General features: G+C 64.0%; 17 protein-coding genes and 1 other RNA gene. 10 read left to right on the top strand and 8 right to left on the bottom strand.

What is annotated here, in order from left to right; genetic code table 11:
- Positions 1 to 3 precede the first annotated feature (3 nt).
- From IVB23_RS31575 to IVB23_RS31550, 6 genes are all read right to left on the bottom strand, one after another.
- The gene (locus IVB23_RS31575) at positions 4 to 798 is read right to left on the bottom strand and encodes a thymidylate synthase (protein WP_247801173.1); all 795 of its coding nucleotides are present in this window, start codon (positions 796 to 798) and stop codon (positions 4 to 6) included.
- A gap of 184 nt (positions 799 to 982) precedes the next feature.
- Positions 983 to 1,963, bottom strand: a complete 981-nt coding sequence (locus IVB23_RS31570; protein WP_247801172.1) for a tripartite tricarboxylate transporter substrate binding protein BugD — start codon at positions 1,961 to 1,963, stop codon at positions 983 to 985.
- 148 nt (positions 1,964 to 2,111) lie between these two features.
- The gene (locus tag IVB23_RS31565) at positions 2,112 to 3,626 is read right to left on the bottom strand and encodes a tripartite tricarboxylate transporter permease (protein ID WP_197967863.1); all 1,515 of its coding nucleotides are present in this window, start codon (positions 3,624 to 3,626) and stop codon (positions 2,112 to 2,114) included.
- Between the two features lie 7 nt (positions 3,627 to 3,633).
- The gene (locus IVB23_RS31560; protein WP_061879319.1) at positions 3,634 to 4,395 is read right to left on the bottom strand and encodes a tripartite tricarboxylate transporter TctB family protein; all 762 of its coding nucleotides are present in this window, start codon (positions 4,393 to 4,395) and stop codon (positions 3,634 to 3,636) included.
- A gap of 96 nt (positions 4,396 to 4,491) precedes the next feature.
- Entirely contained in the window at positions 4,492 to 5,022 is a 531-nt protein-coding gene (locus IVB23_RS31555) for a chromate transporter (protein WP_197967864.1), read from the bottom strand.
- Entirely contained in the window at positions 5,019 to 5,615 is a 597-nt protein-coding gene (locus tag IVB23_RS31550; RefSeq protein WP_131869800.1) for a chromate transporter, read from the bottom strand. The genes IVB23_RS31555 and IVB23_RS31550 overlap by 4 nt, the downstream gene beginning before the upstream one ends.
- Before the next feature lie 84 nt (positions 5,616 to 5,699).
- Here IVB23_RS31550 and ssrA point away from each other — a divergent pair.
- The 8 genes from ssrA (at position 5,700) to IVB23_RS31510 (ending at position 11,907) form a co-directional block, all read left to right on the top strand.
- Positions 5,700 to 6,065, top strand: a transfer-messenger RNA (tmRNA) gene (gene ssrA, locus IVB23_RS31545).
- A gap of 117 nt (positions 6,066 to 6,182) precedes the next feature.
- On the top strand, positions 6,183 to 6,701 hold the full coding sequence (locus IVB23_RS31540) for a ClpXP protease specificity-enhancing factor SspB (RefSeq protein WP_061879322.1): 519 nt from the start codon (positions 6,183 to 6,185) through the stop codon (positions 6,699 to 6,701).
- 86 nt (positions 6,702 to 6,787) lie between these two features.
- Complete coding sequence (fumC, locus tag IVB23_RS31535; protein WP_061879323.1) at positions 6,788 to 8,215, top strand: class II fumarate hydratase; 1,428 nt, start codon at positions 6,788 to 6,790, stop codon at positions 8,213 to 8,215.
- 287 nt (positions 8,216 to 8,502) lie between these two features.
- Entirely contained in the window at positions 8,503 to 8,691 is a 189-nt protein-coding gene (locus tag IVB23_RS31530) for a DUF4169 family protein (protein ID WP_028177109.1), read from the top strand.
- Positions 8,688 to 8,939, top strand: coding sequence for a ribbon-helix-helix domain-containing protein (locus IVB23_RS31525; RefSeq protein WP_025038043.1), 252 nt, complete (start codon positions 8,688 to 8,690; stop codon positions 8,937 to 8,939). The genes IVB23_RS31530 and IVB23_RS31525 overlap by 4 nt, the downstream gene beginning before the upstream one ends.
- 115 nt (positions 8,940 to 9,054) lie before the next feature.
- Positions 9,055 to 9,330 (top strand): FeoA family protein, encoded by a 276-nt coding sequence (locus tag IVB23_RS31520; RefSeq protein WP_061879324.1) that lies wholly within the window; start codon positions 9,055 to 9,057, stop codon positions 9,328 to 9,330.
- 35 nt (positions 9,331 to 9,365) lie between these two features.
- Positions 9,366 to 11,234 carry a ferrous iron transporter B gene (locus tag IVB23_RS31515; RefSeq protein WP_247801171.1) on the top strand — a complete coding sequence of 623 codons (1,869 nt, stop codon included), beginning with the start codon at positions 9,366 to 9,368 and terminating at the stop codon, positions 11,232 to 11,234.
- 175 nt (positions 11,235 to 11,409) lie between these two features.
- On the top strand, positions 11,410 to 11,907 hold the full coding sequence (locus IVB23_RS31510) for a GNAT family N-acetyltransferase (RefSeq protein WP_197967879.1): 498 nt from the start codon (positions 11,410 to 11,412) through the stop codon (positions 11,905 to 11,907).
- A 94-nt stretch (positions 11,908 to 12,001) separates the two neighbouring features.
- On the opposite strand, the gene IVB23_RS31505 is transcribed toward IVB23_RS31510, so the two are convergent.
- Entirely contained in the window at positions 12,002 to 12,487 is a 486-nt protein-coding gene (locus IVB23_RS31505; protein ID WP_061879326.1) for a DUF417 family protein, read from the bottom strand.
- Between the two features lie 235 nt (positions 12,488 to 12,722).
- Complete coding sequence (locus tag IVB23_RS31500) at positions 12,723 to 12,905, bottom strand: hypothetical protein (protein ID WP_197967880.1); 183 nt, start codon at positions 12,903 to 12,905, stop codon at positions 12,723 to 12,725.
- Between the two features lie 116 nt (positions 12,906 to 13,021).
- On the opposite strand from IVB23_RS31500, the gene IVB23_RS31495 reads away from it, so the two are divergent.
- Both IVB23_RS31495 and IVB23_RS31490 read left to right on the top strand, forming a co-directional pair.
- Entirely contained in the window at positions 13,022 to 14,533 is a 1,512-nt protein-coding gene (locus tag IVB23_RS31495; RefSeq protein ID WP_197967867.1) for an ATPase domain-containing protein, read from the top strand.
- A complete protein-coding gene (locus IVB23_RS31490; RefSeq protein WP_197967868.1) occupies positions 14,533 to 16,251 on the top strand; it encodes an ATP-binding protein in 1,719 nt (572 codons plus the stop codon). The genes IVB23_RS31495 and IVB23_RS31490 overlap by 1 nt, the downstream gene beginning before the upstream one ends.
- Positions 16,252 to 16,272: the final 21 nt, after the last annotated feature.

Genomic DNA, 16,272 nt, shown 5'->3' with positions numbered 1-16,272 from the left:
GCGCTAGACCGCGACTTCCGCCTTGATGTGCGGATGCGGATCGTAGCCGACGAGCTCGAAATCCTCGAAGCGGAAGGAGAAGATGTCCTTTACATCAGGGTTGATACGCATCACCGGCAGCGCGCGCGGCGCGCGGGTGAGCTGGAGCTTCGCCTGCTCCAGATGGTTGGAATAGAGATGGGTATCGCCGAGCGAGTGCACGAAGTCGCCTGGCTTCAGCCCGGTGACCTGCGCCACCATCATGGTGAGCAGCGCATAGGAGGCGATGTTGAAGGGCACGCCGAGGAAGACGTCGGCGGAGCGCTGATAGAGCTGGCACGACAGTTTGCCGTTCGCGACATAGAACTGGAACAGCAGGTGGCAGGGCGGCAACGCCATCTTCTCGACGTCGGCCGGATTCCAGGCGGTGACGACCAGCCGGCGGGAATCGGGAGTGCGCTTGATCATGTCGATGACATTGGCGATCTGGTCGATGCTGCGCCCGTCGGCCGTGGGCCAGGAGCGCCATTGATGGCCGTACACCGGGCCGAGATCACCATTGGCGTCCGCCCATTCGTCCCAGATGGTGACGCCGTTGTCGCGCAGATATTTGATGTTGGTGTCGCCCTTCAGGAACCACAACAGCTCGTGCACGATCGCCTTCAGCGGCAGCCGCTTGGTGGTCAGCATCGGGAAACCGGCGGAGAGATTGAAGCGCATTTGGTGGCCGAACACCGAGAGCGTGCCGGTGCCGGTCCGGTCGGTCTTCTCGGCGCCGTCGGAAAGAATCCGCTCGAGCAGGTCCTGATACTGGTGCATGTGCCAAAAACCTTAGGAAGACGGCAGCCTCTGGGGGAGGCGGCAAAGTTAGCGGCCGCTCCCATGCTGCGACAGCAGCGATTCGCTGTCCGCCGCCATTATACCCGGAAAAATGAGTGGTCCCGGCACAAACGACGGCGGAACCTGCGTCCCGCCCTTCTGCCTATCAGCTTGATCGCATTGCCTAAGTTGCCGGCTTGAGCACCGGGGTCCACTTCGCGATCTCGCCCTTTACGAGGGCGGCCAGCGATTCCGGCGTCCGTTCGGGAGGACTTGGGATAACGCTGCCGAGTTCGAGCAGGCGCTTGCGCACGGTCTCGTCATCGAGCGCCTTGACGGCCGCAGCGTTCAGGCTGGCGACGATCGCAGGCGAAGTTCCCTTGGGCGCGAATATCGCATTCCAGGCCTGGGCCTGGAACTTCGGCAGGCCCGCTTCGGCCGTCGTCGGCACATTCGGCAGCGACGGATTGCGCTCCGGCGTTGCGATCGCATAGGCCTTGATGGTGCCGGCGTTGATCTGCGGCACGGCGTTGACGATCTGGTCGCACATGTAATCGACCTGGCCCGCCACCAGCGCGTTCATCGCGGGTCCCGTGCCGTTGAAGGGCACGCCGACCGGCTTGATGTCGAGGATCGAGTGCAGCAATTCGCAGGAGACATGCGAGACCGAGCCGACGCCGGCATGCGCGGCGTTCACCTTCTCGGCGTTCGCCTTCACATAGGTGACGAACTCCTTCAGGTCCTTCGGTGGAAAGTCCTTGCGCGCGAGGATCAGGATCGGCGTGCCCGCGAGCAGCGCGATGGGCTCGAAGTCCTTCTCGGGATGGTAGGCGAGCTTCGGATAGAGCGGCACCGATGCGGCATGCGTACCCATATGCCCGGTGATCAGCGTATAGCCGTCATTGGCCGCGCGCGCGGCGCGCGTGGTCGCGATGGTGCCGCCGGCACCGACGACGTTCTCGATGATGATGCTTTGTCCCAGCGTCTGCGCCATGTGCGAGGTGACGATGCGCGCGACGACGTCGGTCGGGCCCCCGGCCGCAAACGGCACGATCATGGTGATGCTGCGCGTCGGATAGGTCTGCGCCTCGACCGGTGCAACAAAGGCGCCCAGCGAGGCGAGCGCTGCGGCACTTGCGCCCGCGAGCGCGCGAATAAAGGTCATGTCGATCCCCTGTAGTCCCCTTGGCTATACACAAATGCCGGCCAAGAGGCCGGCATTTTCACTTCACGAAGCCGTCACACAAGTCGATTCGACTTTCGAATGCGGCACGCCGACGCAGGACCCGAGCCGACGCAAGGCGCAGGCGACCTCAGTTCTCGGACTCCGTGAACACCTCGTCGCGCTTGGCGCGCAACGCCGGTAGCACGGTGAGGATCAAGAGGCTCGCCGCGACCGCAAGCAGCACCGCCGACAACGGGCGCGTGACGAACACGCTCCAGTCGCCGCGCGAGATCAGCAGCGCACGGCGCAGGTTCTCTTCCATCAGCGGTCCGAGCACCATGCCGAGCAGCAGCGGCGCCGGCTCGAAATCGTGCTTGATCAGCCAATATCCGACCAAACCGAACACGCCTGCGAGGATGACGTCGACCGGCGCGTTGTTCACCGAATAGATGCCGATCGCGCAGAAGATCACGATCGAGGGGAACATCAGCCGGTACGGCACGCGCAGCAGCCGCACCCAGATGCCGACCAGCGGCAGGTTGATGATGATCAGCATCAGATTGCCGATCCACATCGAGGCGATCATGCCCCAGACGAGATCCGGCTGCTTCTGCATCACCTGCGGACCCGGCACGATGCCGTGAATGGTCATCGCGCCCACCATCAGCGCCATCACCGCGTTCGGCGGGATGCCGAGCGTGAGCAGCGGGATGAAGGAGGTCTGCGCCGCGGCGTTGTTGGCGCTCTCCGGCCCCGCGACGCCCTCGATCGCGCCGCGGCCGAACCGCGACGGGTTCTTGGCCAGCTTCTTCTCGAGCGTATAGGCCGCAAACGACGCGATGACCGCGCCACCGCCGGGCAGGATGCCGAGGATCGAGCCGAGCACGGTGCCGCGCAGGATCGGCGGCGTCGAGTCGAGCAGATCCTTTTTGGTCGGCATCAGGCCGGTGATCTTCTGCTGCACGAGATCGCGATTCATCTCGGCGCCATGGTCGAGATTGCGGATGATCTCGGCAAAACCGAACACGCCCATCGCCACGGTCGCAAAGCCGAGGCCGTCGGCGAGCTCGGGAATGTTGAAGGCCATGCGCGAGGCGCCGGTCTCGATGTCCGAGCCGACCATCGACAGCAGCAGGCCGAACACGATCATGGCGATCGCCTTCAGCACCGAGCCCTTGGCCAGGACCACCGCGAAGATCAGGCCGAGCACCATCAGCGAGAAATATTCGGCCGGGCCAAAGGCAAGCGCGAGCTTCGTAAGCGGCGCGCCGAGGATGGCAATCAAGACGGTCGCGACGCAGCCGGCGAAGAACGAGCCGATCGCGGCGATCGCCAGCGCCGGGCCGGCGCGGCCCTGCTTGGCCATCTGGTGCCCGTCGATGGCGGTGACGACCGATGTTGCCTCGCCGGGTATGTTGACCAGGATCGACGTGGTCGAGCCGCCATACTGGGCACCATAATAGATGCCGGCGAGCATGATCAACGCGCCGACCGGCGGCAGTCCGAAGGTGATTGGCAGCAGCATCGCGACGGTAGCGATGGTACCGATGCCCGGGAGCACGCCGACCAGCGTCCCGACGAGGGCGCCGATCAGGCACATCAGCAGGTTGATCGGAGAAAAGGCGACGGCGAAGCCGTGAGCGAGGTTGGCAAAAATATCCATTACGCCCTCACTGGTTCAGGAAACGCGGATACATCGGCATCGGCAGCCCGAGCACGTAGGGAAACAGGATGGCGCAGCCGACCGTCAGGCAGGCGCCGACGATCACCGCTTCGAGCCACCGCGTCTCGTGCGAGCCCGTCGCCGCGATCATGAAGCTCGAAAAGGCCGTAACCACGAGGCCGAGCGACCGAATCGACAGGGCGAAGAAGAGGATCGCGGCCACCACGAACAGCGGTCCCCGCCAGGAATAATGAGCCATCGGCGGCCCATCGGTTAGAAGGCCGGTCAAGGCGATGCCGGCGGACAAGGCGACCAGCAGCCCGCCGAACATGCGCGGCGCGGTGCCTGCGCCGAAGGAGAAGCCCCGCATGCCCTGCAAGTCGCTCCCTGCCCACAACGCGAACAGCGCAAGCGCCATGAGAACGACGCCGCCGACATAATCCTGTGCCGATCGGATCGTCATGAACAGCGTCAGGATCGCCACGGCGAACAGCGGATAGGAATAGATCAGCGCCAGCAGCACCTCGGACGACATCTTCTTGGTGCCGCCGCCGAACGATCCGAATATGGCACTGGGCGCGTCGGCGAGCAGCGCCGTCGCGTGGCTGGTCACGACCGCCGCCGGACCGCGGCCGGTGCCCCAGCCGAAGATCGTCCCGATCGACCAGATCAATTCGAAAATCTGCGGCGCAATCGCCAGCAGACAAAAGCCGAGCGCTACCTTGGTGTTTCGGGTAGCTGTCGCTGAGTGGCCCATCGTGTCGGCCATGCCTGTCTCCTCCGCGACCCGTAAGTCACGAGCACTGTTGTTCTAAATCCGCTGGAACTGGATCCCCCGCCCCGGATCACTGCCTAGCGATTTTCATTACACAATGCCAGCAAAACCCAACACGCCCCCAGCGAGCAGGAGCCACAGGGGATTGACGCGCGAGACGGACGCCATCACGGCAACCATTGCGGTCAGAAGCAGTGCAGCAATGCTGCGATCGGTGGACTGGGCCAGGATAAGGGCACTCGCCGCCATCAAACCAATCGAGAGCGGAACCAATGCAGCCTGGATCAGGCCGGGCCAGCGCGATTGGCTGGGGCGATTCAGGAGCCGGCTGACATAATAGGCAAGCAGCGCCGTCGGCAGGCACATCGCCAGCGTCGCCGCCAGCGCGCCGGGGACGCCGGCCACGGCATAGCCGATTAACGTCACGATAAGCACGTTCGGACCTGGCGAGAGCTGCGCGATCGCATAGGCGTCCGCGAACTGCTTGTCGGTCATCCAGTGATTCACCTCCACCGCGATCCGGTGCATCTCGGGCACCGCTGCCGCGGCCCCGCCGACGGCAAATAGCGACATCAGACCGAAGGTGGAGATCAGCGACCAGATCGGGCTGTGGCCGGTCATGCTGCTACTTTCCGCCGCAGGAAATAAGTGAGACCGATACTGATGGGGATCGCGATCAGCAGCACCGCCTGGAGCGGCAGGCGAAGCACGCCGATGGCGAGGAACACGCCGAGCATCAGGATCACCGCGAAGGGATCCGCCCGCTTGAGCAGGGGCATCATCATGCGGAAGACCACGGCGATCAAGAGGCCGACCGCCGCGCAGGAGATGCCGGCAAGGATGCGGCGCAGCACCTCGAGATCGCCGAAACGGGCGTAAGCGATCGCCAGCGCCGTCATGATCAGCGTCGGCGGCAGCAACAACCCGGCAAAGGCGGCAACGCCGCCGGCGATGCCGCGCAGCCGCGATCCGAACACCATCGACAGATTGACGATGTTGGGCCCGGGCAGGAAGTGGCAGAGCGCAAAGGTCTCGTTGAACTCGTCCGCCGTCATCCAGCGGTGCTGCTCGACGATCGCTCGCCGGGCAAACACCAGGACCCCGCCGAAACCCGCCAGCGACATCCTGGCGAAGGCCAGAAACAGCGCGACCAGGCTTGGCGGTGCGGTGGCGAGATCCGGCTCTTGGACGGCCGGTGCTGAACCCGAGGACATGGCAGGAGCTTAGAACGAGGGTCGCGCCGTGGCCAAGACGGTCCGGAACCTATCCAAAGGGAACCGCAGCCAATCCGCTCGAAACCCCTGTTTTTCGAAAGCTTTGCGTCCTATATTGGGAGTGCCGGTTCGCCGGCTATGGAAATAAACGGTCGTCGCAATAAACCATTCGGACCCGGGGGCGGTACCCGGCGCCTCCACCAAAGCCCACCATCGGGCAGTCCCGAAGCGGGCTTTGGCGGGGGCGAAATAGGATCGACGAGGGCGTAAAGGGCGTACTTTTTCCCGGTATTGTTCCGCCGTTATCGGGCTACTGCAATAGTTGCCAACGACAACTTTGCTCCGGTTGCTCAGGCTGCGTAACGCAGTTTGAAAGACCACTCTAAAGTCCTAGCGGGTTAAGCTCCGCTAGGCGGGGTTCGGAGGCACCTGGCAACAGAAGCCTCCACTTTAACTCTTTCATTTCTTCCCCGGCGGGGACTCCTGCTCACCCGTCAGGCGCGGTACTATTGCGGCTTGGCGAGTCGGGCCGGCAGGGTCCGGCTTCGGGGATGCAACAGGACCACCATGGCGACCGATCATATCCGATATGATGTGCTGGCCCGCGACGCGCTGCGCGGCGTGCTGCGGAAGGTGCTGACCGACGCCGCGGCCCATGGCCTGCCGGGCGAGCACCATTTCTTCATCACCTTCGTGTCGAAGGCCGAGGGCGTGAAGCTGTCGCCGCGGCTGCTCGCGCAATACCCGGAAGAGATGACGATCATCCTCCAGCACCAGTTCTGGGACCTGACCGTGCTCGAGGACCGGTTCGAGGTCGGCCTGTCCTTTGGCGGCATTCCGGAGCGGCTGGTGGTGCCGTTCAGTGCCATCAAGAGCTTCCTCGATCCGTCCGTGAAATTCGGCCTCCAGTTCGACACCTCCGACGTCGCCGAGGTCGCGCCCGAGACTTTGCCTGCAGCGCCCGCGCCGTCGGCCGTCTCGGTCCCGGCACCTGCGACCGAGACAGCGGAAGCCACCGACGAGCCGACCCCGCCGAGCCAGGGTGGCGCCGAAGTCGTGCGGCTCGATCGTTTCCGTAAGAAATGATCTAGGTTGGGCTCGAGCCCGTCGCACGCAGCCAAACTGCGTATATAGAGAGCACATGAATGGCCGTGCGGCTTTCGCGCGGCCGAATGGATGTGCTCATGGCCAAGAAGACCCGCCCTTCAAGCTCCGCGACCCGCATCGAAACCGATAGCTTCGGTCCCATCGAGGTCCCCGCCGACCGCTATTGGGGGGCCCAGACCGAACGCTCGCGCCAGAATTTTCGCATCGGCACCGATCGCATGCCGATCTCGCTGGTTCATGCTCTCGGCATCGTCAAGCTCGCTGCGGCGCAGTCCAATCTCGAGCTCGGCCTGCTCGACCGGCGCCGGGCGGGCGCCATCATCCGCGCCGCGCGCGAGGTGATCGAAGGCAGGCTGGACGATCATTTTCCGCTTGTCGTGTGGCAGACCGGCTCCGGCACGCAGAGCAACATGAACCTCAACGAGGTGATCGCCAACCGCGCCAATGAGCTGCTCGGCGGCGAGCTCGGCGCCAAGAAGCCGGTGCACCCGAACGACCACGTCAACATGAGCCAGTCGTCGAACGACTCGTTTCCCACCGCGATGCACATCGCGGCCGCAAGCCGCATCAATGCCGATCTCGTCCCTGCCCTCGGCGAATTGCTCCGCGCGCTGCGCAAGAAGGAGAAGGAGTTCGCAAGGATCGTCAAGATCGGCCGCACCCACACCCAGGATGCGACGCCCCTGACGCTGGGCCAGGAATTTTCCGGCTATGCCGCGCAGGTCGAAAGCGGCATCGCCCGGCTCAAGATCGCGGTGAAGGAGCTCTATCCGCTGGCGCAGGGCGGCACCGCCGTCGGCACCGGCCTTAACTCGAAGCCGCGCTTTGCAAAACTGTTCGCAAGGCATGTTGCCGGGATCACGAAGCTCCCCTTCACCAGCGCCGCCAACAAATTCGAGGCGCTGGCCTCGAACGACGCCTATGTGCTGGCGCACGGCGCCATCAATTCGGTCGCGACCGGCCTGTTCAAGATCGCCAACGACATCCGCCTGCTCGGCTCCGGCCCGCGTTCGGGCCTTGGCGAATTGATCCTGCCGGAGAACGAGCCGGGCTCCTCGATCATGCCCGGCAAGGTCAATCCGACCCAGTGCGAGGCGATGACCATGGTGTGCTGCCAGGTATTCGGCAATCACACCGCCATCACCGTCGCCGGCAGCCAGGGCCATTTCGAGCTCAACGTCTACAAGCCCGTGCTCGCCTACAACATGCTGCACTCGATCCGCCTGATGGCGGATGCCGCACGCTCTTTCACCGAACATTGCGTCAGCGGCATCCGCGCCGACGAAAAGCGTATCAAGGAGCTGATGGAGCGCTCGCTGATGCTGGTCACGGCGCTGGCCCCGAAGATCGGCTACGACAACGCGGCAAAGGTCGCCAAGACGGCGCATGCCAACGGCACCACGCTGAAGGAGGAGGCGCTGCGGCTCGGCTTCGTCTCGGCCGACGAGTTCGACCGTCTGGTACGCCCCGAGAAGATGACCAGCCCGGGATAGATTTCCGAATTCCGACAGCCATCCGTAATGATACGGAGCCTCGACCCTCCAGAAATATGCGGTTTTGGGGGAGGGATTTGATTACCGTCAATGTTACGGCGGAGCGGCGTGTTACGCAGCTATTCTGCCCTCGACGGGCGAAATTCATCGTTTGATGGCCCGATGGGCCGATTGACGAGGACGAGCGAATGGCGATCAAGTCTTGCGGGTCTTGCGGGGCGCAACGCGGCACCCTGTTTCTGAATGTTTCATCCTGCCTGAAGAGGAGCGGATGATGGAGACGCGGCATGGGGAACGTCATCAACCTGAATCGATTCAGGAAGCGCGCCGAGCGGGAAGCCTCGGCGAAGCAGGCGGACGCCAACCGGGCGAAATTCGGTCGCACGAAGGCGGCACGCTCGGCGGAGGAGAAGCGGGCGGACCAGGCCAAGGAGCATCTGGACCAGCACCGGATCGATCACGAGGAGCAGCCATGAAGTCGCCCGTCGTGAAGCGCTCGATCGTCGTCGCCGGCCACAAGACCAGCGTCAGCCTGGAAGAGGCATTCTGGAACGGCATGAAGGAGATCTCCGGCCTGCGCAACATGACGTTGTCCGAGCTGGTCGGCGAGATCGACAACAACCGCCAGCAAGGCAATCTGTCTTCGGCGATCCGCCTCTTCGTCCTGGACTACTTCAAGAGCCGCGCCATGGCCGCCCAGCCGGACAAGGTCCCGGCCCAGTAGCCTTCGGGGGCGCCCACGAGGGCACCCCGGCTGCCACACTTTAAAATCACTCTAAGGTGCAGCTTCCGCGAACGTGCGCGCTTGACCTCGATGCCTTGCGTTGAAAATACAGGGCATGACCGACACCACTGACACGCGTCCGCACATGCCGCTGGGTCTGGCCCAGCGCGGCTATACCGGCGTCATCCAGCACCTTTCCGCCAAGCAGGCGGGCTCGGCGCTCTCGGACGTCGAGCTCGAAAGCCGCCTGATCGAACTCGGCTTCGTCGAGGGCGCCCGGGTCGAGATCCTGCATGAGGGGCTGGTCGGGCGCGATCCGATCGCCGTACGGGTCGACAGCATCACCATCGCGGTCCGCCGTCGCGAAGCCATGGCCATCATCGTCGCCTAGATCGCGACGGGACGCCTCATCCGGGCCCTGATCACATGGAACTCCCCCTGCTGCATCTCGCCCTGGTGGGCACGCCGAACAGCGGCAAGACCTCGCTGTTCAACGCCCTGACCGGCAGCCGGCAGAAGGTTGCGAACTATCCCGGCGTCACGGTCGAGCGCAAGGAGGGCTTCTTCGTCACCCCCCTCGGACGCCAGGTCTCGGTGGTCGACCTGCCCGGCACCTATTCGCTGCGCGGCCGCAGCCCGGACGAGGAGATCACCCGCGACTTCGTGCTCGGCAAGGCCAGCGGCGAGACGGTGCCCGATCTCGTGCTCTGCGTCGCCGATTCCACCAATCTGCGCCTGACCATCCGCCTGCTACTCGAGCTCAAGCGCACGGGACGGCCGATGATCCTCGTGCTCAACATGTTCGACATCGCGAGCCGTCGCGGCATCACCGTCGACGTCGAGCGGCTCGCCAAGGAGCTCGGCGTGCCCGTGGTCACCTCGATCGCGGTGCGCAAGGGCGGCACGGCCGATCTGCTCCAGTTGACCGACGACATCTCGGCGAAGGTCGCCGAGCCGCAGGAGAACAGCTGGCGCGCGCTCAGCGTCAGCGAATTGCGCGCCACCCAGCGCGAGGCCGACCGCATCATCGCCGACTGCGTCAGCCTGCCTGCCAGACCCGACACCTGGACCGCGCGGATCGACGCCGTGGTGCTGCATCCGGTCGGCGGCCTCATCGTGCTCGCGCTGATCCTGTTCGTGATGTTCCAGGCGGTGTTCGCCTGGGCGCAGCCGCTGATGGACCTGCTCAATTCGGGCTTCGATGCGCTCGGCGAGTTCGTCCACGACACCCTGCCCGGCGGCCTGCTCCAGAGCTTCCTCCAGAACGGCGTGATCTCGGGCGTCGGCAGCGTGATCGTGTTCCTGCCGCAGATCATCATCATCTTCCTGTTCATCCTGCTGCTGGAAGATTTCGGCTACATGGCGCGCGCCGCCTTCCTGATGGACCGCATCATGGGCGGCGCCGGTCTGCACGGCCGCGCCTTCATTCCGCTGCTGTCGAGCTTTGCCTGCGCCATTCCCGGCATCATGGCGACGCGCGTCATCGACAACAAGCGCGACCGCCTCACCACGATCCTGATCGCCCCGCTGATGACCTGCTCGGCGCGCATTCCGGTCTACACGCTGATCATCTCGGCCTTCATTCCGGCCAGGGACGTCTGGGGCTTCATCAACCTCCAGGGGCTCGTGATGTTCGGCCTCTATGCCACCGGCATCGTCAGCGCGCTTGCCGTCTCGTTCGTGATCAAGTTCTTCATGATCCGCGACTTTGCGCCGGCGCCGTTCATGCTGGAGCTGCCGGACTACAAGATGCCGCGGCTGAAATCGATCGCGATCGGGGTCTATACGCGGGCCAAGATGTTCCTGCACCGCGCCGGCACCACGATCTTCTCGATGATGGTGCTGATCTGGTTCCTGGCCTCGTTCCCGCAGCCACCGGCGGGCGCGACCGAGCCGGCGATCGATTTCAGCCTGGCGGCGATGATCGGCAAGGCGCTCGCCCCGCTGCTCGCGCCTGTTGGATTCAACTGGCAGATCGCGGTCGCCCTGATCCCGGGCATGGCGGCGCGCGAAGTCGCGGTCGCTGCCCTCGGCACCGTCTACGCCATCGAGGGCGGCAAGGAGGCGGCCGAGCAGATCGGCCAGGTGCTGGCGACGAAATGGTCGCTGGCGACCGCCCTGTCGATGCTCGCCTGGTACGTGTTCGCCCCGCAATGCGCCTCGACGCTGGCCGTGATCCGGCGCGAGACCGGAAGCTGGGCCTGGATGGCCGTGACCTTCGCCTACATGCTGGTGCTGGCCTATGCGGCGAGCCTCGTGACGTACAATGTCGCGGTCGCGTTCGGGGCGGGATAGCCCTCGCCGGATCAAAATGCGAAAACAACCCCATGCACAGTAGACGGGGGTTGTGAAATCAATGACTTGCGGATTATCCTAAATCAACTTGCACCGTCGGGCAAAACAGCGGCATAATGGCATCATCGGCCCGCTACGGCATGGCGACCTTCTCGAAATGCGTCCATCTGGCTCCATCGATCGCTTCGTCACCGAACGACTGACCGCCGAACGACTGCGCAAGGCCGATCTCGCAGATCTCGTCGCATTGCATCTCGATCCCGAGGTGTCCCGTCATCTCGGCGGCGTGCGCTCGGCCGAGACAACGAAGGAATATCTCGACGTCAACATGGCGCATTGGGACCGGTATGGCTTTGGGCTGTGGGCGCTGCGAACGAGCGACGGGTCGTTTGCAGGGCGGGCGGGCCTCCGGCACATCCTGGTGGATGACATCGACGAGATCGAGATCGCCTACGCGTTCACGCGCGACCTCTGGGGCCGGGGACTTGCCGGTGAGATCGCGACTGCGATGACGCGCATCGGACTGGCACAGCTCGCGCTGACGTCCGTCGTCGGCATCGTCCATGTCGGGAACGGTGCATCCCGCCGCGTGCTGGAGAAATCGAACTACCTTCTCGAGCGGAGCACGAACCGCCACGGCGAGGATGTCGTGATTTACCGCATCCGGCGCTGAGGGCTCCCAGAGGGGCTGGAAGCCGATACGATTTGCTATTCTCGAAGTTGAGCCCGGCAACGGCCCGCTTCGCAAATGACCTCGACGGCCTGACTCAGCCGGTGCGGAGCCGAACGAGCGACCGCGGCAGCGAGGTGAGAAACAGCACGACGCAAACACACAGCAGGACGATGTCCTTGAACAGGAACTCGCCGGTCAAATTCCACGCCATCGGATCGGATGACAGGCTCCAAGTCACGACCCCGGGCGTCGTGAAGAAGAACGACCATGTTATTGCGAAGGTCACGATACCCATGAACGAGCCGAGGGCAGACAGGATCGGGCTGAACGCGCCGGCTGCGAGCAGCGCCGCAATCACGAACTCGGAAACACCGAGAAAATAGGCCTCTCCCCTCAAGCCGAACACCGACAGCCAGGAGATGAACGGGCTATTGCTGATGAACTGCGCGATGCCCTGCGCCGATTGCAGCGTGAACTTCTGCATTCCAAACGACACGAAGATGACCACCATGACCCAGCGAAGAATGGCGAGAGGACGATAAGAACCCTCGCCATTCTCGGCGACGTTGAACCCGTTCATGTGACGATTTCTCCCGGCTACGCGTTCTTTGATTTGCGAACGAAACGTCCGCTGCAGGCTGTACGGCGGGGAAGCCTGCCGCGTTACCGGCGGCACAGGTTCCACCGATCACAGCCGCGTGCAGTGCGCGTACCCGCGACGAAGATCCTGCTGCGCAAGATGAAGTTGGTCCTACCCGTCCATGGAATCTAAACAGGAGCACGATGGGCATCGTCGCTCTCCCGGGCCCGGCCAGTCACGGCGGGTCGCTGCGTCCATTCTCCGATTCGCTCTCCTGCTCCGGGATCAGCACCGCCGGTTCGTCATAGCCTTTGCGGCTGCTGTAGAACACCAGCGCCATCAGGCCGACGCCGACGACCAGGGAGAACACGACGCCGAGCACCAGCGCGACGTAGCCTGCCGCCGGCACCTCGGCCATGCGATCTTCTCGGGGCGGGAACTCGGTGCCGGCCCATGAGTTCCTTTCCCGGGCCGCTGGCCTGCGGGAGGCTTGGACGCCAGCCTGCCCGGAGCGAAGAAGCGTAAGGGATTTCAATGACCGGTACGTCCACGGGCGCTGCAGACGGTAGCCCCACAGATTTGCCACGAGTTTCCACCGGCAGCGACGGCCTGGACGATATTCTGGGCGGCGGCTTCGACGCCAATCGGATGTATCTGTACGAGGGGCGGCCGGGCACGGGCAAAACCACGATTGCGCTGCAATTCCTTCTCAGCGGCGTGCGTGATGGCGAACGCGTGCTCTATATCTCCCTGTCCGAGACCAAGCGGGAGCTGACGGTCGTAGCCCAACGGCACGGCTGGTCCCTGCAAGGCGTGGACATCTTCGAACTGGTCCCGCCCGAGACCACGCTCGATCCGGACCGGGAGCTCACAGTCTTCCATCCCGCCGAGATGGAGTTGAGCGAAACGACCGGTCTGATCTTCAAGGAGGTCGAGCGGATCAACCCTACGCGCGTCGTGCTCGACAGCCTCTCCGAACTGCGTCTGCTTGCCCAGAACCCGCTTCGTTACAGGCGCCAGGTGCTGGCCTTGAAGCATTTCTTCACCAACCGCAATTGCACCGTCGTGCTCCTCGACGATCTCTCGTCCTCCCAGGATGATCTGCAACTGCATTCGATCGCGCACGGCGTCGTCATGCTCGAACAACTCGCGATCGACTACGGGGCAGAGCGACGACGGATCCGCGTGATCAAGATGCGCGGCATTCGATTCCGCGGCGGCTTCCACGACTTTACGATTGCAAAGGGCGGCTTGCGGATCTTCCCGCGCCTCGTGGCGGCCGAGCATCACAAACCGTTTCCCGGCGAGTTCACGCCCAGCGGCAATCCCGAGCTGGACCAACTGCTCGGAGGCGGGCTCGAACGCGGCACCAACGCGCTGTTCATCGGCGCTGCCGGAGTGGGTAAATCCTCGCTCGCGCTCACATATGCGATAGCGGCCGCGGAACGCGGCGAGCACGCTGCGTTTTTTGCCTTCGATGAAGGCCGCGGCACCGTGGAAGCCCGCGCCCGGACGCTCGGCCTGCCGCTCGAAAAGTACGTCGAGTCCGGCCTTATCCGCTTTCAACAGATCGATCCAGCCGAGCTGTCGCCGGGCGAGTTCGCAGCGACCCTGCGCAGGAGCGCGGAAATCGATAACGCCCGCGTGGTCATCATCGACAGCCTGAACGGCTACCTGAACGCGATGCCGGACGAGCGGTTTCTCATCCTGCAGATGCACGAACTTCTGACCTACCTTGCGCAGCAGGGAGTGCTCACCATCCTGATCCTCGCTCAACATGGGCTGGTCGGTCCGATGGATACGCCGCTCGACATCAGCTATTTGAGCGACGCGGTGCTCATGCTGCGCTATTTCGAGGCCGGCGGATCGGTGCGGCGCGCCTTGTCTGTCGTCAAGAAGCGCAGCGGCAACCACGAGCACACCATCCGCGAGTTTCGGCTCGGCAGCACCGGTGTCAAGCTCGGCCCGCCTCTCACCGACTTCATGGGCATCTTTTCGGGCAATCCGCGTTATACCGGCACGGACATCCCGGAAGGATCGGCCTGATGAGCGCCGACCGCGGACACCGCGTTCTCATCTTCGCTCCGATCGGCCGCGACGGGCCGGCGTCGGCCGAGCTTTTCCGCAGTGCGAGCCTCGAAGCGGTCAACTGCCGAAGTCTGCCCGAACTCGTCAGCGAGATGAGTGCCGGCGTGGGCGCGGTCTTCCTTGCCGAGGAAGGACTATTCGGGAAAGACACGGCGCCGCTCGCTGAATGGATCGCGAGCCAACCGCCATGGTCCGACCTCCCCTTCGTCGTTCTCACCAGCCATCGAGAGCAGCCCGCGGTCGTCGCCTGGCGCCGCAATATCGTCGCCCTGCTTCGCAACGTTTCGCTGCTCGAACGACCGGTCCAGCCGATCACGCTGACCAGCGCGGTTCAATCGGCGATGCGGGCACGGCGGCGTCAATATGAGATCCGGGCCCTGATCGCAGCGCGCGAGCAGACTGCGCAGGAGCTCGAAAAACTGGTGGTCGAGCGCACGCGAGAGCTGGAGGAGGCCAACGAGCAACTGCGTCTCGAAATGAACGAGCGCGCTCGCGTCGAGGAAACGCTTCGCCAGGCGCAGAAAATCGAAGCTATCGGCCAGCTCACCGGCGGGGTCGCGCACGACTTCAACAATCTGCTGATGGTGATTTCCGGAGGCCTCGACATGCTGGACCGCCAGACAGATCCAAACCGGCGCCGGCGTCTGATGGACGGGATGATCCAGGCCGCACAGCGCGGCGCCAGCCTGACCAAGCAGCTGCTGGCGTTCTCACGCCGGCAGAGGCTGCGCCCGGAAGCCGTCGACGTCGCCATGCAGATCGGCGGTATGCGCGAGCTGCTCGATCGAAGCCTGCGAGGCGACGTCCACGTCGAATTCGACTTCCCGGATGCTCTTTGGCCGGTCGAGGTCGATCCCGGCGAGCTCGAGCTGGTCATTCTCAATCTGGCCGTCAATGCCCGGGATGCGATGCCCAACGGCGGCACCATCGTCGTCCGCGGCGAGAATCTGCCCGATTTGAATGACGGGGAGATCGCCGGCGACTATGTCAGGCTGTCGGTCATCGATACGGGCGTCGGCATGCCTCCGGAGATCCTGTCGCGGGTCTTCGAGCCGTTCTTCACGACCAAGGACGTCGGCAAGGGATCCGGACTGGGGCTCGCGCAGGTCCACGGGTTTGCGACCCAGTCACGCGGGACCGTCCGCATCAAATCGCAAGTCGATCAGGGCACCAGCATCGAGCTCTACATGCCCCGCTCGTTGAATCTCGCTTCCAAGCAACGACACTTGATCGATTTCAACAGGGCGGTACGGCCGAAGAAGAACGACCAGGGCCAAATCCTGCTGGTCGAAGATGACGACGAGGTGGCCGCACTCGTTGGTGAGATGCTTGGTCAGCTCGGCTACGAAGTCACGCGGGCCGCCAGCGCCGCAGCTGCTCTCGGTGCTCTGGCCGATGGTCGTTCCGTCGATCTCATCTTTTCGGACATCATGATGCCGGGCGGCATGAATGGCGTGGAACTCGCGCGGGAGATCAGGAGACGGCGTAGCGACATACCCGTACTGCTGACCAGCGGATACGCCGAGGCCGCGATCCATGAAGCCGAAACGGCGGGCATCCAGATATTAGCCAAGCCGTATCACATCGACGAGCTGGCCGCGGCGCTGAATGCCGCGAAATCGACCCTTCAAGTTGATACGCAATCCAAACGCTCTAGCTCTTTGCTGAACTCTTGAGGTTCGGCGCGTCAGGCAGGA

Source organism: Bradyrhizobium sp. 191, from assembly GCF_023100985.1.
Classification (GTDB): domain Bacteria; phylum Pseudomonadota; class Alphaproteobacteria; order Rhizobiales; family Xanthobacteraceae; genus Bradyrhizobium; species Bradyrhizobium diversitatis.
Note: the sequence above shows the minus strand (reverse complement) of the source record. Positions and strands in the feature narration are given on the sequence as shown.